An 18298-nucleotide genomic window follows, 5' to 3' on the forward strand; every position below is an offset into this window, starting at 1 on the left:
CGCCATCGACACGCCCGACGCCAAGGCATACCTGCTCGAGGCCGACATGAAGGGCTGGAAGATCACCCAGATCTGGAACACCCACTGGCACCCCGATCATGCGGGCGGCAATGCCCATATCCAGGAGGAAACCGGCTGCACGATCCTCGGCCCGGCCGAGCTGGGTGGCAAGTTTCCGGTGGACCGCACCATCGGCAATGGCGATGTGGTGAAGATCGGCGGCGTGGAAGCACGGGTTATCGACGTCTCGGGCCACACCAATGGCCATATCGCCCTCCACCTCGCCGAAGCCGGGATCGCCTTCGTCGGCGACTCGGTCTTCGCGCTGGGCTGCGGGCGGATGTTCGAGGGCGAGGCCGGGCAGTTCTGGGACAGCCTGTCGCGCATCAAGGCGCTGCCGCCCGAAACCCTGCTTTACTGCGCGCACGAATACACCGCGTCCAACGCGAAATTCGCGCTCCACGCCGATCCCGAGAATGTCGCGCTGCAGGACTATGTCGACGAGATCACGGCGAAGCGCGAGAAGGACGAGCCGACCGTGCCCACCACCCTGCGCCGCGAACTGGCCACCAACCCCTTCCTGCGCGCCGACGATCCCGAGATGATGGCCCGCTGGGGCGGCAGCACGCCGGCCGAGACTTTCGCCGCGCTCAGGGCCGCCAAGGACAGGTTCTGATCGATGGAGAACCCGGGGGCGATCCGGGGCTTTCACGCCCATATCTACTATGACGCCGAAGAGGTCGGGACAGCGCAGGCCTTCGCCGAGCGCGCGCGCGCGCACTTCAGGATCGCGGTGGGGCACTTCCACCTGGCCCCCATCGGCCCCCATCCGCGCGGGTCATGCCAGATGTCGATGTCGCCGGAGACCTTCGCGCAGTTCACGCTGTGGGCAATGCACGAGCGCGGGGATCTGACGATCTTCGCCCACGGCCTGTCGGGCAACGACCTTGCCGATCACACCCGCTACGTCGTGTGGCTGGGCCCTTCCGAGCCGCTCGACCTGTCGATCTTCGGCTGATGCAGGCGCTGGTTGTCGAGCGCCTGACGGGCGACGTGTCAGGCGTGGCGCTTGCGGATGTGGCAGAGCCCGGGCGCGGCGCGGGCGAAGTAAAGGTGAGGGTAGCGGCCGCATCATTGAACTTCCCCGATCTGTTGATGACCCGCGGCGAATACCAGTTCAAGCCCGAGGTGCCCTTCACCAGCGGACTCGAATTCGCGGGCGAGGTGCTCGAGGCCGATCCCGGCAGCGGCTTTGCCCCCGGCGACAGGGTGATGGGCGGCAACAAGACCGGCGCCTTTGCCGAGATCGCCTGCGTTCCGGCAGGCAAGCTCTCCGTCATGCCGACGGGCATGGACTTCGCAGCCGCCGCCGCGATGGGCGCGGCCTATGCGACGGCCTTCACCGGGCTGGTCGAACTGGGCGGATTGCAGGAGGGCCAGTGGATGCTGGTCCACGGCGCGAGCGGCGGCGTGGGCCTTGCCGCCTGCGACCTCGCGCGGGCGCTGGGCGCACGGGTGATCGCCACCACCGGCTCGCCCGCCAAGGCGGCACGCATCGCCGCCCTCGCCTGCCCCGAGGCGGTGATCGTGGCCGAGGGACGCTTTCGCGAAGAAGTCGCGCGGCTGACCGGCGGGGCGCTCGCCGATATCGTCTTCGATCCCGTCGGAGGCGACGTGTTCGACGAATCCACCCGCTGCGTCGCCTTCGGCGGCAAGCTGGTGGTGGTCGGCTTCACCTCGGGGCGGATCGCCGAGGTTTCAACCAACATTCCGCTCATCAAGGGGTTCAGCATCGTCGGCCTGCGCGCCGGAGAATACGCCCGCCGCTTTCCCGAGCGCGGAGCCGCGATCACCCGCGCCATCACCCACCTCGCCGAGGCAGGCGCGATTTTCCCCGCGATCGACCGCATCCTCCCCCTCTCCCGCTGGCGCGAAGGCTTCGACGCAATGGTGCGGCGCGAGCTGGTGGGGAAGGTGGTGTTCGTTCCGGGGGCATGAGGCAGCCTCAGTAGAGGTACTTGTCCTCGCGCACCGTGAAGATCAGATTGTAGCCGCCACCCGGCGTTCTGATCAGCTTGGTCTTCTTCACCCCTTGTCGCCAGGTCAGCATCAGCCCCGCCGACGTGGTGTCCAGCACACCGCCATTGCCATAGCCGATCACCGAACCGAACGACGCGGTGCCGCGCTCGGGCTCGCCCATTTCGGCTTCGAACTGCGCGCGCAGCCTGTCGAAGCAATCGGGAGCGGCCAGCGATGCCATGAAGGTGACCGTCACCAGCCCGCCCTTGCCGCTGCGATAGCCGAAAGGCCCGGCACAGCCCGGGATCACCGCGAGCTGCCGCTTCGGCAGGCTTTTCATGAAGGCCTTGGCCTTGGCCTTGGGCGTCGCGGTGGTGAACTCGCCCCACAGCACGATCGGATCGGCCGACGCGGTCTGCTGCGCGGCGAGCGGAGCAGCGATCAGCATTCCCGGAGCGATCAACCAGCGTGGCATCATCTCGCCTATCCCATCGACCTGTTCCGCGCAGACTTATCAGCCTGCAAGGCAAAGAAAAAGGGCGGCCACAGCGGACCGCCCTTTTTCGCAACCGGCAATGACAGCGCTCAGAGCGAGGCGATGACCTCGTCGGCGAGCTTGCGGTCGGCTTCGCCGTCGTGCGCCTTGGCGATCAGCACCTTCGAAGCGGCGGCAGCGGCGGTCACCGCGCGGGCCTTGACCTCGGCGATAGCGGCACGCTCGGCGGCGGCGATCTTGTCTTCGGCCATGCGCTGACGGCGAGCGACCATCACTTCGCTGTCGGCCTCGGCCTTGGCGAGGATCGCGTCGGCTTCCTCGCGCGCGCCTGCCAGCATCGCTGCGGCATCCTTCTCGGCGTCCGCGATCTTGGCGGCGTATTCTGCGCGCAGGGCTTCTGCCTCGGCGCGCAGGGTCTTGGCTTCATCGAGCGCAGCGCGGATCGCGGCAATCTTGGCGTCGAGCCCGCCGGTGATCACGCCCGGCACCTTCTTCCACAGGAACACGCCGATCAGCACCGCCATCGCCAGCGCGACCCACTGGTAGGTGTCGAGCCCGAAGACGCTGGGTTCGGCGTGGTGCGCGCCCTCGGCACCGCTGGCGAGCAGGGTCAGGATGTCAGCCATGCGCCATCACCTTCTTGACCGCCGCCTTGGCGGTTGCGGGTTTGATATCGGCCCCGGCGACGCGGGCGACGATGTCGCGCGCGGCGTCAGCGGCAACGCCCTCGACCTCGGCCATGGCGCTGCTGCGCGCGGTCTCGATCGCGGCTTCGGCCTCGGCGAGCTGGGCGTCGAGACGGCCCTGCGCCTCGGCGAGCTTGGCGGCGCTGGCGGTGGCCGCCTTGGCCTTGGCCTCACCGATCAGGGCCTGCGCAGCGGCGCGGTTGGCGTTCTCGCGTGTGCGCCAGGCCTCTTCCTCGCCGGTCGCCGCATCGCGCGCAGCCTGAGCCGCAGCGAGATCGCCGGCGATCTGGTTGTCACGCATCTCCACCGTGCCTAGGATCTTGGGCACCATCCCCAGTCCCACAAGGACGAAGGTGAGGCTGAAGAACACCAGCAGCCAGAAGATCTGGCTGGTCAGGGTTTCGGAGAGTTGATCGATCTGAGGCATGATGAACCTTTGGTCGCGAACCTGCGTGATCGGCCCCGCCGGGCGGGAGCGCTTGGCTCCGACCCGGCGTGAGGCCACGTTGCCGTCTTAGCTGAAGATCAGCAGAACGGCGATCACGAAGGCCAACAGGCCGAGAAGTTCGGCAGCCGCGAAGCCGATGAACAGGCGGCCCTGCTGGCCGTCGGCGGCACCCGGATTGCGCAGCGCGCCTTCGAGGAACGAGGCAAACACGTTGCCCACGCCGAGCGCGGCGAGGCCAGCGCCGATCGCCGCGAGACCGGCACCGAGAAGAGCTGCAGCTTGTGCGTCCATGGTATTAAACTCCGTTGAAATTCTGATTGTTGGCGATGGTAGTGAAGAAAGCCTCTGAAGGCCCTCAGTGAAGATTTTCCGCGTCGTTGATGTAGAGCGAGGTCAAGAGCGCGAAGACATAGGCCTGAATGCCGGCCACGAGAATCTCGAGCGCGCTGATCGCGACCATCAGCACGAAGCTCGGCACACCGACCAGCACGCCGAGGCCAAGGCCCGCGCCGCCACCGGCGATGACGAAGCTCGCCAGCACCTTGAGCAGGACGTGCCCGGCCATCATCGCAACGAACAGTCGCAGCGCGAGGCTGAAGGGACGGACCATAAAGCTGACGAGCTCGATCAGGCTGATCGGCGCGGCCAGAAACCACGGGGTGTTCGAGGGCCAGAACAGCGAGAAGAAGTGGAAGCCATGCTTCCAGAAGCCCACGATCAGCACGATCGAGAAGCTCAGAATCGCGAGCACACCGGTCGCAGTGAAGTGGCTGGTGAATGTGAAGGCGTGGATGCCCGGGATCAGCCCGACCGGCACGAGGCCCAGCAGGTTGCCGAACAGGATGAACATGAACAGCGTGAAGATGTAGGGCACATATTTGCGCCCGGCCTTGCCGACATTCGCTTTGAGCAGGTCGTCGATGAAGCCGGTCATGGTCTCGACCGCCATCTGCCAGCGGCCCGGCACCAGCTGGCGCTTCATGCCGCCCGCGACGAACACCCAGACGAGGACAGCGGTGATCGCCATCCACAGCGCGGAGTTGGTGAACGCGATGTTGATTCCGTCGCCCAGCTGCCAATCGGACCCCAGCAGGGGTTCGATGGTGAACTGCTTCATCGGATCGACCTTGCCTTCTTCGGCTGCCACGATCGAAAGATCCCCAAATGTTTCACATCAAACGCGCCCCTCGAGGGAGCTGAATGCGGCTGGAACCGGGCCAATACCCGCCTATTCCCCGCTGTCAGCCTCGTCTTCGGGGCGCGTATTCGCGCTCAGAACAATGCTTCTGAAAGCCGCTGCCGTTCCGAGGAACAACCCGCCTAACAGACCCCAGGGCGCGATGCCGGCCAATGCGTCAATCGCAAAGCCGATCATCAGGCCGCCGATGATCCCTCCCAGAAGGCTGGCCAGAGCGCGGTTGCCGCTGCGGTAATTCGCATCGACGCCCTGCACCTGCGGCCGGTTGCGCTGCTCTTCGCGCTCGCGTGCGGCCTTGAGCCGCGCTTCGAGCGCGTCGATCCGCGCATCCTCGTGAATGGGTTCTCGGGCGGGTTTCTCGTCGCTCATGGCTTTGTCCTTAAGGGCAAGGCCAAGCCACATGCAACCAGGTGCCCGCCGAGGGCGCCGCCCCCTTAGAAGGGGGCTAGATATGTGTCAACATCGGCGGGCCGGAGTTTTGTGCAACTGCACAAAACTCACGGGCACTTGGGGTGGCGGGTCGGGGGTGCGCTGGTGCGGGTTTGCCAGGTGCCGTCGGGGGCCTGGTACTTTTCCCCCGGCGCGGTCTTGAGGATCTGCTGGCACCCGATCGTCAGCGCATATTCCTCGATCGTCGCATTCTTGGCCTGTGCGCGTTCGGCGTAGACCGCACGGCGCTTGATGTTGATGTCGTCCACGATCCGGCGCAGTTCGGTCGTCTCGTTGCCGACGATGCCGACATAGCCGTCAACCTTCTCGCCGACCTGCCCCGAGGCGCGCGCGGCATCGAAAGCGGGATCGCGCTGCGCCAGCGCGGGCACGGAAAGCGCCGCGATTGCCACCATGGCGGCCAGACTTACGGATTTGACACTCAGCATCAGCTTTCCTCCAGACCGCCGGGCACCTTTCAGAAGATGTCCGGGTTCTCTTCAATCGTGTTGGCCGCGTCTTCCGCCAGCCGATAGATCACTTCCTGCCGGATGTTGATGTTGAGCTCGATCACGATCGGCTTCTCGGGCGCGGCGATGTTGATGCATCCCCCTAGCCCTGCCGAAAGGATCACAGCTCCGGCCATCATCGCCCGGTGTCGTCCTGTCATCTGCCGCCCCATCTGCGCCCCGCTTCCCCGGGTGTGTCCCGAGGATTTGGCAGCGCCGCCCGGCGCGGTCAATTCGTGATGCTTCATGGCTGGCTTTCGCTTTCGGCAGGTTGAACGGGTTGGATAGCGCCCGGCAAGGTGGGGCGGGCGGGATTGGCGGGAACGAAGCGGCCATCTTCCGCCTTGAGCAGCCCGCGATCGACCGGACTGCCGAGGAAATCGATATCCCAGAACGACCGCACCATGGTCGTCAGCTGGTAGAAATTCTCCGAGCGGACATTGACCTTGAAAAGGATCGGCAGCCGGGCGAGGCGGCGGGTGACGAAATTGCTGCTGGTGCCCGCGCCCTGGCGCACACCGTCGTATTCGAAGCTGGTGACGATCTCGCCGTCGAGCTGCCCGCCCAGCCCCACGCGCATCTGGCGATAGTCGAGCGAACGCAGCGCCGAGAAGGCGTAATTGCCCATCGTGCCGAGGTCTTCATAAGTCAGCTCGCCGATATAGGCGAGATTGCCCCCGCCCTCGCGCGCCACCAGGATGCCATTGTCGATCCGCCCGCGGCCATCCTTGTCGAACACGATCGGCACGGTGCCATCGAAGATGCCGGTGGCCGACAGGTTGCTGAGCTCCATCTCGGCGACGAAGCGGGCAGCATCGAGGCCGCTGATCTCGAACACGTAGCGGCGTTCCTCGGGCTGGCTGAAGTCCATCACCAGCGGGCGCATCACCAGCGTGCCGCCCATCAAGGGAAAGCGCGCGTCCTCGAGGGCGAGCAGCATGCCGTCCTTGACCTCGAACTGCACCGTGCCCGCCAGCACTTCGATTCCCGGATTGATCGCGGCGATGGTCACGATCTGGTCGGGCGCGGTGGTGAGGTTGAGGAGATCGGTGAACACGACCTCGCCCTTCAGGCCCCGAACCGGACCGAAGGCAGCGGCGAAATCGAGCCCGCTTGTGCCAAACGTGCCGGAGCTGGTGAGGGTCTCGCCCTGCCAGTCGATCCGCCCGGTGCCGGTCACGCTGCCCTCGGCCAGCGCGATAACGCCCTTGGCGAGATAGGAGAGGTCTTCGGGCTGGAAGCCCTTGTCGAACACCAGCCCGGGCACGGCGAGGCGCGCGTTGCCGACGGCTGTGCCTAGGTCATGGGTGATCGCCACATTGGCCACGGCGCGGCCCGAATCGCGGTGGGCGAGCCGGGCGTCGGCGGTGATGCGGTTGTCCTCGAGCTGCAGCGTCGCGCCCTCTGCGCGCATCGGCGTGAAGCGCGGCTCGGGGTGATCCGCATTCGGGCGATCGGTCAGGGTGAAGCTGGCGCCGGCGAGGCTCAGCACGCCATCGGCGAAGGTCCAGCCCCCGGCGATGGAGTCGAGATCGAAGGGCACGGCGACGAGCCTTGCCGCGCCGCCTGCAAAATCGCCGGTGATCGCCTCGCCGAAGCGGCCCGTGAGCGTGGCGGCCGAGAGGCGCACTTCGCTGCTGCCTTCACCGATGCGCGCGGCGAGGCCCTGAACCGCGAAGGGCTCCGGGTAGCGCAGCGTGACGCCCGCCGCCGCGAAGCTCGCCGGGCTCTCGCCGAGCGTGCCGTCGAGCTCGAGCGCCCCGGTGCGCGCGGCGAGGCGCAGCTGGTCGCGATAGGTCAGGATCGGCGCGCGGCCCTCGGGGCACAGCTGGAGCTGCCGGCCCGCGAGCGTCAGGCCCGAGAGCGCGACCTTGGCAAAGCGCAGCGGCGTGCAGCGCGTGCCGAGCGCAAGGCCCGAGGCTTGCGACCACGTGCCCTCGAGCGGCAGGTCAAGGTCATTGACCCCGCCGCCCGGCAGGTCGCCGCTGGCCTTGACGAGGCCCTCGAAAGAAAGCGCCCCGCTTGCGCCGCTCCTGAGCGTCAGGCGCGGGATCGCGAGGCGGTTTGCCCCGGCGGCATAATCGGCCATGGCGAGCCGCGCGCTCCAGCCCCCGCCCTGATCCTGTGCGATCCGCCCGTTGATCGAGGGCAGCCCCTCGCCGCCAGCCAGCAGACTGCCCGCCAGCCCGCTCACGCCGCCCTGGCCCAGCCTCGCGCCCGCCCGCGAGAGCGCCAGCACCCGCGTCCCGCGCGCGCTGGCAAGGCTGGCCTCGGGGATCACCAGCGAGGCTTCGGCGCCCTTGTGGCGGATGACCGCCTCACCGCGGAAACTCGCCCCCTCGAGCGCCGCGCCGAGGCTGGTGCGCGCGCGGGCGACGAGCGGTGCGATCAGCGTGCCCGCAGCGCCGCGCTCGATGGCGGCAAGGCTTGCGGCGAGGTCCGTGGCTGGCGAAAGGCCCGCGCCGCGCAGGGTGCCCTCCCACTGCCCGCCCGACCCGTCCGCCGCGCCGCGCCAGTCGCCTTCGACCGCAAGCCGCGCGAGGCGGCCTTGCGGCGCCGCGATGCCGGTGAGCGCGAGATCGTGGCCAAGCGCGAGGCGGCCCTCGGACCAGCCGAGCTCGGCGCTCCCGCCCAGCCCCGCCGCGGTCAGATCCCCCGCTTGCGCGCCGCCGCCCGTCACCCGGAAATCGGCGCTTGCCGCGTCGAACCCGGACGCAAGGCTCGCCTTGGCACCGATGTCGGCGCGCGCGAGGGTTGCGCCCCCGCAGGCGAGCCCCGCCAGCCGCAGCGGCCCATCGAAGGCAGGCGCGCCGCCTGTGGTGGTGAGGCTGCCGTAAAGCGTCGCGCTTGCGGCGCGGCACTCCGCAGTGCCGATCCCCGGAGCGGTCGCGGCCAGCACCCCGGCAAACCCGTCATCGAGCCGGCCCTTGCCATCGAGTTTGAACCCGACCCGCCCGTAATCGCTCTCCAGCAGCCCGCGCGCGTCGGTCAAAACCACGTCGATTGCCGGGAGCGCGGGGGCAGCGTCACCCCCGGTGAACACCAGCGGATCGAGCTTGCCGAGGCTGAGCGTGCCGCCCTGAAGCCGCGCGAATACCCGCGCGCCCTCGACCGAGACGCGCCGCACCTCGGGCCCCTGCCAGCCGACGCCAAGCTCTATCACCATGCGCCGCACGGTCAGGTCAGGCCGCGCCGGATCGCCGACCACGAGGTTTTCGATCACCTGACGCTGCGGCGTGAGGCTCACGATGTCGTAAGTGGCGGGCACCCCGCGCCCGGCGAGATAGTCGTCGATCACGTCGGCGGCGATTCGCTCGCGGCTCAGCCACGCCGTCCCGCCGCCCACCAGCGCGAGCGCGGCGACGCCAAGCGCGACCGGGCTGCGCCAGCGGCGGCGCGGCCGCGCGCGCCCGCTCCCGCCGTTCTGCGGCTCCTCCACTGTCTCAGCTTCCGCTTGCCGCATCGTCTCCAACTCTTGCGCGTATCCCCTTCCAAAGGCAATGAGACACGCAGGGCCAACGCTTTTCCGGAGGGTCGCATTGCCGGAAGCTGAAGACAGTTTCGATTTTCTCGACGGCGCGGTGCCCGATTGGGACGCGGGAAAGGCGGCGGGCGACGGGCATCGCGCGCGCCTCAGGCACCGTTTGCTGACCGGCGGTGCCGAGGCGCTCGCCGATTACGAGGTGCTCGAATACCTGCTCTATGCCGCGATCCCGCGCGGCAATACCAAGCCGATGGCCAAGGCGCTGCTCGCCCAGTTCGGGAGCCTTGCGGGCGTGATGAACGCCGATCCCAAGTCGCTCCAGCGGGTCAAGGGCATCGGCGAGAACTCGGCGGCGGCGCTCAAGGCCGTGGCCACCGCGGCGCGGCGCATGGCGCGCGGCGAGATCATGGGCAAGCCGGTGCTCTCCAGCTGGCAGGCGCTGATCGACTACCTCACCACCGACATGGCGCATCTCACCATCGAGCGGGTGCGGGTGCTCTATCTCGACACCAAGAACCGCCTGATCGAGGACCACCATGTGGGCGACGGCAGCATCGACGAGGCCGCGATCCACCCGCGCGAAGTGATCCGCCGGGCGATGGACGTGGGCGCGAGCGCGATGATCCTCGTCCACAACCACCCCTCCGGCAGCCCCGAGCCGAGCCGCGCCGACATCCAGATCACCCAGCGCCTCGCCGAGGCCGGGCGGCACATGGGGGTAACCGTCCACGATCACGTGATCATCGGGCGCGAAGGGCATGTAAGCCTGCGCGCCAAGGGGCTGATCTAGGCCCCGCCGGGGGGCTTGCCTTCGCCGCGCCGCCCGCCTAGCCGCTCCGGCAAGTTCGACCTCTCATCCGGAGCCGCCCGATGGTCCCCCGCTACGCCCGCCCAGCCATGACCGCCCTGTGGGAGCCCGAGGCGAAATATCGCATCTGGTTCGAGATCGAGGCGCACGCGACGCAGAAGCTCGCCGATCTCGGTGTGGTGCCGCAATCGGCCGCCAAGGCGCTGTGGGACTGGTGGGCAACCGATCCAAAGATCGACGTCGAAGCGATCGACGCGATCGAGGCAGTGACCAAGCATGACGTGATCGCCTTCCTCGATTGGGTCGCGCAGCAGGTCGGCGAGGAAGCCCGATTCATGCACCAGGGCATGACCAGCTCCGACGTGCTCGACACCACGCTTTCGGTGCAACTTGCCCGGGCGAGCGACATCCTGCTGGCCGAACTCGACGCGCTGCTGGCCGCGATCCGCACCCGTGCCGAGGAACACAAATACACCCCCACCATCGGTCGCAGTCACGGCATCCATGCCGAGCCGGTGACCTTCGGCCTCAAGCTCGCTGAGGCCTATGCCGAGTTCGCCCGCTGCCGCACCCGCCTGGTGGCGGCGCGCGCCGAGATCGCGACCTGCGCTATCTCGGGCGCGGTCGGCACCTTTGCCAATGTCGATCCGGCGGTGGAGGCCTATGTCGCCGAGCAGCTCGGGCTGGAGATCGAACCCGTCTCCACCCAGGTCATCCCGCGCGATCGCCACGCGATGTATTTTGCCACGCTCGGCGTGATCGCCAGCTCGATCGAGCGCCTTGCGACCGAAATCCGCCATCTGCAACGCACCGAAGTGCTCGAGGCCGAGGAGTATTTCTCCCCCGGCCAGAAGGGCTCGTCGGCCATGCCGCACAAGCGCAATCCGATCCTGACCGAGAACCTCACCGGCTTGGCGCGCGTGGTGCGCTCGGCCGTCACCCCGGCGCTCGAGAACGTCGCACTTTGGCATGAGCGCGATATCTCGCACTCTTCCGTGGAGCGCTATATCGGGCCCGATGCGACCATCACCTTGGACTTCGCGCTGGCGCGGCTCACCGGCGTGGTCGAGAAGCTGCTCGTCTATCCTGCGCGTATGGAGAAGAACATGAACCGCATGGGCGGGCTCATCCATTCGCAGCGCGTCCTGCTGGCGCTGACGCAGGCAGGGCTGACCCGCGACGAGTCCTATCGCCTCGTCCAGCGCAACGCGATGAAGGTGTGGGAATCGGACGGCGCGCTGTCGCTCCTCGATCTGCTCAAGGCCGATGCCGACGTCACCGCCGCGCTGACGCCGCAGCAGCTCGAAGAGAAGTTCGACCTCGGCTACCACTTCAAGCACGTCGACACGATCTTCGCGCGCGTCTTCGGTTGATCCGCGCGATGCTGGACAAGGGACACGAATGGCTTAGGTTTGCCGTCTCAAGGGGCCATCGGGAGACACCACCTTCGTGAAAGTCCTTCGCACCATCATCTGGGTTCTGGCCGCGCTCGGCTTTCTGGTCTTTGCCATCTACAACTGGCAGCCGGTCGAACTGCGGCTGTGGCAGAACCTCGTGCTCGAGACCAAGGTACCGGTGCTGGCGCTGCTCGCCTTCACCGCCGGCTTCCTGCCGATGTGGGCCGTCCACCGCAGCGTGGTGTGGAGCCTGAGCCGGCGCGTGCGCACGCTCGAGAATTCCCTCAAAAACACCGCAATGGCCCACCGCGCCGACGTGACGAGCGCGGCAAGTGCCTCGCATGCGGCGGATAGCCCTGTGGACAAGCCGGGCAAAAGCGGGGGAGACGCGCCTGAGCCCTTCGACATTTCCGATACGGGCAGCGCAGGCAGTGGCTCTAATGACGGGGGGGGGAGCGCGGGCGAATGAGCAATCCGGTCTATCTGGCGCTGGACGTGCCGCAGCTCGAACCTGCCAAGGCGCTGGTCGAGAAGGTCAAGGCGCATATCGGCGGGGTCAAATTGGGCCTCGAATTCTTCTGCGCCCACGGCGCGCACGGGGTGCACGAGATCGCCCATTGCGGGCTGCCGATCTTCCTCGACCTGAAGTTCCACGACATCCCCAACACCGTTGCCGCCGCGATGCAGGCGATCCATGTCTACGAACCCGCGATCGTCACCGTCCACGCCGCCGGCGGGCGCGCGATGATGGAGGATGCCAAGGCGGCAGCTGCAGCGGGCACCAAGGTGGTCGCGGTGACGATGCTCACCAGCCTCGATGCGAACGACCTCACCTCTACCGGCGTCTATGGCAGCGCCGAGACGCAGGTGATGCGCCTTGCCGAGCTCGCCCATGCCGCCGGGCTCGACGGGATCGTGTGCTCGGGACAGGAGGTCGGCATGGTAAAGAAGGCATGGAAGGACGGCTATTTCGTCGTCCCAGGCCTGCGTCCCACAGGCGGCGGCACCGGCGACCAGAAGCGCGTCGTCACGCCCCGCGCCGCCCGCGACAATGGCGCGAGCGTGCTGGTGATCGGCCGCCCGATCGCCCGCGCCGAAGACCCGGAGGCCGCCGCGCGCGCGATCGAGGCGACGTTGTGATTCGGACGGGCGCTGCGGCTCTGCTGGCAGCGCTGCTGCTCACTGCCCCCGCCCGGGCCGAAGAGGCGGCACCCCCGCCGCTCCCGGCTGAGTCGGTCAAAGGAGAATGCAGCCATCCCGGCGAAGCGGTCACCCGCTGGCTGCAAATGATCGACGACGTCGGCACCGGAAGCTATCGCTGCGAGGCCGCATCGCTCGACTGGGGTAACCGGCTCACCTTCTACCGTGACCGCGAGGCGAGCAAGGCGGCCATCGCCTTCATCGGTCGCCGCGAAGCGGAAGGGGGCTTCAACGTCACCGCAGTCGAACGCGCTTTGCTGCCCGAAACCCCCGCCAGCGGTCGCTGCCGCCTGATCACGCCCGAGGATGCGGGGGCGCGCCGATTGCTGTGCTACGCGAGAGAGCGCGAGGGACGGGGCCTGGCGCACCTCACCGAGATGGTCATTGCCGAGCAGGAATGGCCCGGCGCAGCGGCGATCCCGGGGCGCTGTTCTGCCCCAGGCATCGCCCCATACGTCCTCGCTCCGTGGATCGTGCAGCTGACCGGCGCGCAGCATGAGCCGGTGCTGGTACCGCAAGCGGTGCCCGCCTGCCGCTCGCTGACGGTGGTGCCGGGGCAGTCTTTCGCCTTCGCCACCAGCGCGGAAGGCGACGGCGTGACCTTCAGCGGCACCATCGATGAAGAACGGCCGGAGCGGTTCACGGTCAAGGCGATCACCCTGCCCGGCGGCGTGCAGCACCCCGCGCGGGCCGGCGCGTGCCTTCCCAAGCGCGAGGCGGATGGTCATGTCGCCGCGCTGTGCATGGCGGCCTACTCCCTTGACGGCGCGACGAAGTATGTCGAGGTCGGGTTCATTCCGGCAGCCAGCCGCTTTGAATGGCCCCGCGACGAAGACGAACCCGATCCAGCGCCATGACCGACCACGCCACCCCCAACCTGCCCGCCCGCGATTTCGCTGCGACGGCGGCGTTTTACGCCAAGCTCGGCTTCGAGGAAGACTACCGCTCGGACGGCTGGATGATCCTTTCGCGCGGAGACGTGACGCTGGAGTTTTTCCCCTACCCCGATCTCAACCCGTTCGAGAGCAGCTTCAGCTGCTGTCTTAGGCTCGATGATCTGGCGGGCATCATGGCGCAGGTCGAGACAAGCGGCGTGCCCGATGCGCGGCGAGGCATCCCGCGCTATCACCCGCCCCGACTGGAGGAGAGCGGGCTCACCATCGCCTACCTGATCGACCCTGACGGGACGCTGCTGCGGCTCATCCAGAACGACTGACGACCATGCACGACACTTTGGCAATTACCACCGCCACTCCCGCCGACATGCCTGCGCTGAAGGCCCTGCTCGAGGCCGCCTATCGCGGGGATTCGGCGCGCGAGGGCTGGAACCACGAGGCCGACATTCTCGACGATGAACGCATCGGGGCCGAGGAGCTGGACGCGCTGCTCGCCGATCCGGCGGTGACGATCCTCACCGCGCGCGACACGGGTAAGCTGATCGGCTGCGTCGCGGTGACGCGCAAGGACGAAACGCTCGGCTATCTCGGGATGCTGTGCGTCCTGCCCACGCTCCAGTCGGGCGGGCTCGGGCGGCGGTTGCTCGATGCGGCGGAGGATCACGGCCGAACGATCGGCATCGCGCGCATGGAGATGACCGTCATCGACAGCCGCGCGAGCCTGATCGCCTGGTACGTGCGGCGCGGCTATGCCCTCACCGGCGAGACCCGCCCCTTCCACGAACTGCGCCCTGCCGACGCCGCGACCGGCCCGCAGATCACTTTCGTGGTGCTGGAAAAGCCGCTCGGTGCGCCCTAACGCGCCTTGCCTTCGTCAGAGGTCAGCTTCTTCACGTCTTCGGGGCTGAGGTTGAGAAGCGGCGAATTGACGTTCCACCCGGCGAGTTTCATGTCCTTGCCCGAGCCCTCGAAGACATAGGTCTCGGTTCCCTCCCCACGCTCGAAACTGGTCCGCATCACGATCGTGGTGGTGGTGGCGCCGTTCTTGATCGCTGTGTTGAAGCCGGTCTGCTTACTCGATCTGATCTTGCCGAGGCGCGCATCGATGAGTGCCATCATCCCCTCGAGATGCTCGGCGGGCGCGGCCTTGCGCAGGGTATCGCCGCCTGCGCCGTAAAAGCCTTGCGCGTCGCCCTTGTTATAGAGCGCCTGCAGGGTCTCGATCTGCACCTTGGCGTCGGCGACCTGCGCGCCGGGATTGCAGGCGGCGAGCAGCAGCGCAGCGGCGAGCGCCAGAAGCATGCGAAAATTCATGGGCGACCTCTTCCTGTTGCGGACTGGAAGAGTGCCGCGAGAGCCGCGTGCGATCAAGCACTTCGCGCTTCACGCAGCGGCTGGAGCGGCGTAGAGGGCCGCGCATGGCTGCCCCGCTCGTCAAGATCTGTGGACTTTCGACCCCCGAGACACTCGCTGCCGCCGTGGGCGCAGGGGCGAGTCATGTCGGCTTTGTCCATTTTGCCAAGAGCCCGCGCCACCTTGCTCTGGCCGATGCGGGGACGCTGCGTGCGCTTGTGCCCGGTCACGTCAAGGCGGTGCTACTCCTGGTCGACGCCGATCCGCACGTTCTGGCCGAAGCGGTGCGCGTGGTTCGCCCCGATGTCGTCCAGTTCCATGGGACCGAAGCCCCCGAGACCCTCGCCCGCTTCCGCTCGGAAACCGGGATCGAGGCGTGGCGCGCGATGGGCGTGAAGGACGCCGCCGCTCTCGCCGATGCCGCGCGCTTCCATGGCGCTGTCGACTGGCTGCTCTTCGATGCCCCCGCCTCGAGCCTGCCCGGCGGCAATGGCGCGGCCTTCGACTGGAACCTGCTGCGCTTCTACGACGGACCGACGCCATGGGGCCTTGCGGGCGGTCTCACCCCCGCCAATGTCGCCGAGGCCATCCGCCTGACGCGCGCGCCGCTGGTCGACACCTCGAGCGGGGTCGAGCGTGGCCCCGGCATCAAGGACGTGGACAAGATCGCCGCCTTCTGCAAAGCCGCGCGGCTATGAACACCGTCCCCAACTCCTTCCGCACCCAGCCCGACGAGCGCGGCCATTTCGGCCAGTTCGGCGGGCGCTATGTCGCCGAAACCCTGATGCCGCTGGTGCTCGATCTCGAGCGCGAATACCGCAAGGCGCAGGCTGACCCGGCGTTCCAGGCCGAGTTCGACGATCTGCTCGAGCATTACGTCGGCCGCCCCTCGCCGCTCTATTTCGCGCCGCGCCTGACCGAAGAACTCGGCGGCGCGCAGGTGTGGTTCAAGCGCGACGAGCTCAATCACACCGGCGCGCACAAGATCAACAATTGCATCGGCCAGATCCTGCTCGCGATCCGCATGGGCAAGACCCGCATCATCGCCGAAACCGGCGCGGGCCAGCACGGCGTGGCGACCGCGACCGTCTGCGCGCGTTTCGGCCTGCCTTGCGTGATCTACATGGGCGCCGAGGATGTGAAGCGCCAGTCGCCCAACGTCTTCCGCATGAAGCTGCTCGGGGCCGAAGTCGTCCCCGTCACCAGCGGCGGCGCGACGCTCAAGGACGCGATGAACGAGGGCCTGCGCGACTGGGTCGCCAATGTCCACGACACCTTCTACATCATCGGCACGGCGGCCGGCCCGCATCCCTATCCCGAGATGGTCCGCAACTTCCAGAGCGTGATCGGCAAGGAAGCCCGCGCGCAGATGCTCGCCCGCACCGGTCGCCTGCCCGACCTCTTGGTCGCGGCGATCGGCGGCGGATCGAACGCGCTGGGGCTGTTCCATCCCTTCCTCGATGATGCCACGGTGAAGATGCTCGGCGTCGAAGCGGCGGGCCACGGCCTCGATGGCGACGAACACGCCGCGAGCCTGCTCGGCGGCTCGCCCGGCGTGCTCCACGGCAACCGCACCTACTTGCTTCAGGATGCCGACGGCCAGATCACCGAGGGCCACTCGATCAGCGCCGGGCTCGACTACCCCGGCATCGGCCCGGAGCACGCGTGGCTCAAGGAGAGCGGCCGCGTCGATTACACCGCCGTCACCGACGAGGAGGCGCTGGAAGGCTTCCAGCTGCTCTGCGCGACCGAGGGGATCATCCCCGCCCTCGAACCCTCGCACGCCATCGCGGCGGTGAAGAAGGTCGCGCCGACGATGCCGAAGGACAGCATCATCCTCGCCAACCTGTGCGGGCGCGGCGACAAGGACATCTTCACCGTGGCGGAGCGTTTGGGGGTCGAGCTTTGAAGCGGTTCAGGACAATCGGCACTATCCTGTTCTTCGTGGGATGGGTGCCAGCCCTGATCCTGCGCTATGCCCTTCCTGAGCCTTCGGCAGCATTTTTCGTTCCGGCTGCAATTGCCGTGCTTGGCATGCTTATGGTCATGGTCAGCGGCGCGGCACGTTTGATGACAGGGGCAGTCCATATCCGACCGTTTGACGCCATGAAGCGCGCGCCGCTGCTCATCATGGTGCTTGTGCCGATGACTCTCCTGCTTCGCCTTGTCCTTCCTTCAAGCTTTTCGGCGATGGAGAACGTTGGTTTCGCGGTATTCATGGCAATCTTTTTCAGCTTCTATTCCACCGCTTATCGAAAGCCCGCATGACCCGCCTCACCACCACCTTTGCCGCTCCCCGCCCCGCGCTCGTCTGCTTCATCACCGCAGGCGATGGCGACACGGCGGCCAATCTCGATGCGCTGGTGGAAGCCGGTGCGGATGTGATCGAGCTCGGCATGCCCTTCACCGATCCGATGGCCGATGGCCCCGCGATCCAGAGCGCCAATCTGCGCAGCCTCGGCGCGGGCACGACCACTGCGGACGTGCTGCGCTACGCGACCGACTTCCGCGCCCGGCACCCGCACGTTCCGCTGGTGCTGATGGGCTATGCCAATCCGATGGTGCGGCGCGGGCCGGAGTGGTTCGCGGACGCGGCGGCACAGGCAGGCGTTGACGGCGTCATCTGCGTCGACATCCCGCCCGAGGAAGACGACGCGCTCGGCCCGGCCTTGCGGGCCAAGGGCATCGCTCCGATCCGCCTCGCCACGCCGACAACCGACGCCGCGCGCCTTCCACAGGTGCTCGAGGGCTCGGAAGGTTTCCTCTACTACGTCTCGGTCGCCGGGATCACCGGCAAGCAGCAAGCGCAGATCGCCAGCATCGAGGCGAACGTCGCGCGCATCAAGCAATCCACCAACATTCCCGTAGCGGTCGGCTTCGGTGTGCGGACGCCCGAACAGGCGGCGGAGATCGCCAAGGTCGCCGATGGCGTGGTGGTCGGCTCTGCGCTGGTCGAGCTCTGCGGCCAGTATGGCGCGGAGGCTCCCCAGCACCTCAAGACCCTGACCAAGGGGCTCGCCGAGGCAGTACACTCCGCCCGCTGACGAATTCGTCATTGCGAGGAGCGTAGCGACGCGGCAATCCATCAAGGAACGTTGCGCCAAGCTGGACCGTTGTCCCGTGGATTGCTTCGCCTCCGGCTCGCAATGACGAGAAAAAGACAATAGGACACCGCCCATGAACTGGTTCACCCGCGTCCGCAATTCGCTCGGCTTCTCCCAGGAGAAGAAGACCACCGAGAAAGACCTGTGGGTCAAGTGCCCCTCGTGTCAGGAGATGCTGTTCGTCGCCGATTACGAGGCGAACCTCTCGGTCTGCCCGAAATGCGAGCATCACGGCCGGATCGGGGCCGACGCGCGCCTCGCGCTGCTGCTC

The 18298-nt window shown here is 67.5% G+C and carries 24 protein-coding genes and 1 pseudogene; 15 read left to right on the top strand and 10 right to left on the bottom strand.

Annotated features, from left to right (window positions below):
• The 3 genes from gloB to NBV68_RS08560 form a co-directional block, all read left to right on the top strand.
• Positions 1-676, top strand: a 676-nt coding sequence (gene gloB, locus NBV68_RS08550; RefSeq protein WP_296308828.1) for a hydroxyacylglutathione hydrolase, incomplete at its 5' end; no start/stop codon positions are given.
• Positions 677-679: 3 nt separating this feature from the next.
• Positions 680-1018, top strand: coding sequence for a DOPA 4,5-dioxygenase family protein (locus NBV68_RS08555; RefSeq protein WP_296308830.1), 339 nt, complete (start codon positions 680-682; stop codon positions 1016-1018).
• On the top strand, positions 1018-1998 hold the full coding sequence (locus NBV68_RS08560; protein WP_296308831.1) for an NADPH:quinone oxidoreductase family protein: 981 nt from the start codon (positions 1018-1020) through the stop codon (positions 1996-1998). Before NBV68_RS08555 ends, NBV68_RS08560 begins: the two co-directional genes overlap by 1 nt.
• 7 nt (positions 1999-2005) lie before the next feature.
• Here the strand turns inward: NBV68_RS08560 and NBV68_RS08565 are convergent, their stop codons facing one another.
• From NBV68_RS08565 to NBV68_RS08605, 9 genes are all read right to left on the bottom strand, one after another.
• The gene (locus tag NBV68_RS08565; protein WP_296308833.1) at positions 2006-2497 is read right to left on the bottom strand and encodes a hypothetical protein; all 492 of its coding nucleotides are present in this window, start codon (positions 2495-2497) and stop codon (positions 2006-2008) included.
• Between the two features lie 107 nt (positions 2498-2604).
• The gene (locus NBV68_RS08570; RefSeq protein ID WP_296308834.1) at positions 2605-3141 is read right to left on the bottom strand and encodes a hypothetical protein; all 537 of its coding nucleotides are present in this window, start codon (positions 3139-3141) and stop codon (positions 2605-2607) included.
• Positions 3134-3628, bottom strand: a complete 495-nt coding sequence (locus NBV68_RS08575) for an ATPase (protein WP_296308836.1) — start codon at positions 3626-3628, stop codon at positions 3134-3136. The genes NBV68_RS08570 and NBV68_RS08575 overlap by 8 nt, the downstream gene beginning before the upstream one ends.
• 87 nt (positions 3629-3715) lie before the next feature.
• Entirely contained in the window at positions 3716-3940 is a 225-nt protein-coding gene (locus NBV68_RS08580; protein ID WP_066530046.1) for a F0F1 ATP synthase subunit C, read from the bottom strand.
• 64 nt (positions 3941-4004) lie between these two features.
• Positions 4005-4766, bottom strand: a complete 762-nt coding sequence (locus tag NBV68_RS08585; protein ID WP_296308855.1) for a F0F1 ATP synthase subunit A — start codon at positions 4764-4766, stop codon at positions 4005-4007.
• A gap of 111 nt (positions 4767-4877) precedes the next feature.
• Positions 4878-5216 (bottom strand): AtpZ/AtpI family protein, encoded by a 339-nt coding sequence (locus tag NBV68_RS08590; protein ID WP_296308857.1) that lies wholly within the window; start codon positions 5214-5216, stop codon positions 4878-4880.
• A gap of 128 nt (positions 5217-5344) precedes the next feature.
• Complete coding sequence (locus NBV68_RS08595) at positions 5345-5725, bottom strand: YdbL family protein (RefSeq protein WP_296308839.1); 381 nt, start codon at positions 5723-5725, stop codon at positions 5345-5347.
• A gap of 29 nt (positions 5726-5754) precedes the next feature.
• Positions 5755-5925 (bottom strand): YnbE family lipoprotein, encoded by a 171-nt coding sequence (locus NBV68_RS08600; RefSeq protein ID WP_082745591.1) that lies wholly within the window; start codon positions 5923-5925, stop codon positions 5755-5757.
• 104 nt (positions 5926-6029) lie between these two features.
• Complete coding sequence (locus NBV68_RS08605) at positions 6030-9248, bottom strand: YdbH domain-containing protein (protein WP_296308840.1); 3219 nt, start codon at positions 9246-9248, stop codon at positions 6030-6032.
• Positions 9249-9324: 76 nt separating this feature from the next.
• Between NBV68_RS08605 and radC the strand changes: the two genes are divergently transcribed.
• The 7 genes from radC to NBV68_RS08640 all read left to right on the top strand — a co-directional run bounded on the left by radC (position 9325) and on the right by NBV68_RS08640 (position 14429).
• Positions 9325-10059, top strand: a complete 735-nt coding sequence (gene radC, locus NBV68_RS08610; RefSeq protein ID WP_296308841.1) for a DNA repair protein RadC — start codon at positions 9325-9327, stop codon at positions 10057-10059.
• Positions 10060-10139: 80 nt separating this feature from the next.
• Positions 10140-11450, top strand: a complete 1311-nt coding sequence (gene purB, locus NBV68_RS08615; protein WP_296308842.1) for an adenylosuccinate lyase — start codon at positions 10140-10142, stop codon at positions 11448-11450.
• A gap of 76 nt (positions 11451-11526) precedes the next feature.
• On the top strand, positions 11527-11943 hold the full coding sequence (locus tag NBV68_RS08620) for a DUF1049 domain-containing protein (protein WP_296308843.1): 417 nt from the start codon (positions 11527-11529) through the stop codon (positions 11941-11943).
• Positions 11940-12614: an orotidine-5'-phosphate decarboxylase gene (gene pyrF, locus NBV68_RS08625; RefSeq protein WP_296308844.1), complete on the top strand. Its 675-nt coding sequence runs from the start codon at positions 11940-11942 to the stop codon at positions 12612-12614. Before NBV68_RS08620 ends, pyrF begins: the two co-directional genes overlap by 4 nt.
• Positions 12611-13531: a hypothetical protein gene (locus tag NBV68_RS08630; RefSeq protein WP_296308845.1), complete on the top strand. Its 921-nt coding sequence runs from the start codon at positions 12611-12613 to the stop codon at positions 13529-13531. Before pyrF ends, NBV68_RS08630 begins: the two co-directional genes overlap by 4 nt.
• Positions 13528-13890 (top strand): bleomycin resistance protein, encoded by a 363-nt coding sequence (locus tag NBV68_RS08635; RefSeq protein ID WP_296308847.1) that lies wholly within the window; start codon positions 13528-13530, stop codon positions 13888-13890. Before NBV68_RS08630 ends, NBV68_RS08635 begins: the two co-directional genes overlap by 4 nt.
• 5 nt (positions 13891-13895) lie before the next feature.
• A complete protein-coding gene (locus NBV68_RS08640; RefSeq protein WP_296308848.1) occupies positions 13896-14429 on the top strand; it encodes a GNAT family N-acetyltransferase in 534 nt (177 codons plus the stop codon).
• On the opposite strand, the gene NBV68_RS08645 is transcribed toward NBV68_RS08640, so the two are convergent.
• On the bottom strand, positions 14426-14884 hold the full coding sequence (locus tag NBV68_RS08645) for a hypothetical protein (protein WP_296308849.1): 459 nt from the start codon (positions 14882-14884) through the stop codon (positions 14426-14428). The genes NBV68_RS08640 and NBV68_RS08645 overlap by 4 nt on opposite strands.
• Positions 14885-14988: 104 nt before the next feature.
• Between NBV68_RS08645 and NBV68_RS08650 the strand changes: the two genes are divergently transcribed.
• The 5 genes and pseudogenes from NBV68_RS08650 to NBV68_RS08670 all read left to right on the top strand — a co-directional run.
• Positions 14989-15621: a phosphoribosylanthranilate isomerase gene (locus NBV68_RS08650; RefSeq protein ID WP_296308850.1), complete on the top strand. Its 633-nt coding sequence runs from the start codon at positions 14989-14991 to the stop codon at positions 15619-15621.
• Positions 15618-16832: a tryptophan synthase subunit beta gene (trpB, locus tag NBV68_RS08655; RefSeq protein WP_296308851.1), complete on the top strand. Its 1215-nt coding sequence runs from the start codon at positions 15618-15620 to the stop codon at positions 16830-16832. Before NBV68_RS08650 ends, trpB begins: the two co-directional genes overlap by 4 nt.
• A complete protein-coding gene (locus NBV68_RS08660; protein WP_296308853.1) occupies positions 16829-17191 on the top strand; it encodes a hypothetical protein in 363 nt (120 codons plus the stop codon). Before trpB ends, NBV68_RS08660 begins: the two co-directional genes overlap by 4 nt.
• The gene (trpA, locus tag NBV68_RS08665) at positions 17188-17967 is read left to right on the top strand and encodes a tryptophan synthase subunit alpha (protein WP_296308854.1); all 780 of its coding nucleotides are present in this window, start codon (positions 17188-17190) and stop codon (positions 17965-17967) included. The genes NBV68_RS08660 and trpA overlap by 4 nt, the downstream gene beginning before the upstream one ends.
• A gap of 133 nt (positions 17968-18100) precedes the next feature.
• Positions 18101-18298 (top strand): annotated as a pseudogene (locus NBV68_RS08670) (acetyl-CoA carboxylase carboxyl transferase subunit beta); the annotation flags it as partial.

Source organism: Erythrobacter sp. (assembly GCF_023653175.1).
Classification (GTDB): Bacteria; Pseudomonadota; Alphaproteobacteria; order Sphingomonadales; family Sphingomonadaceae; genus Erythrobacter.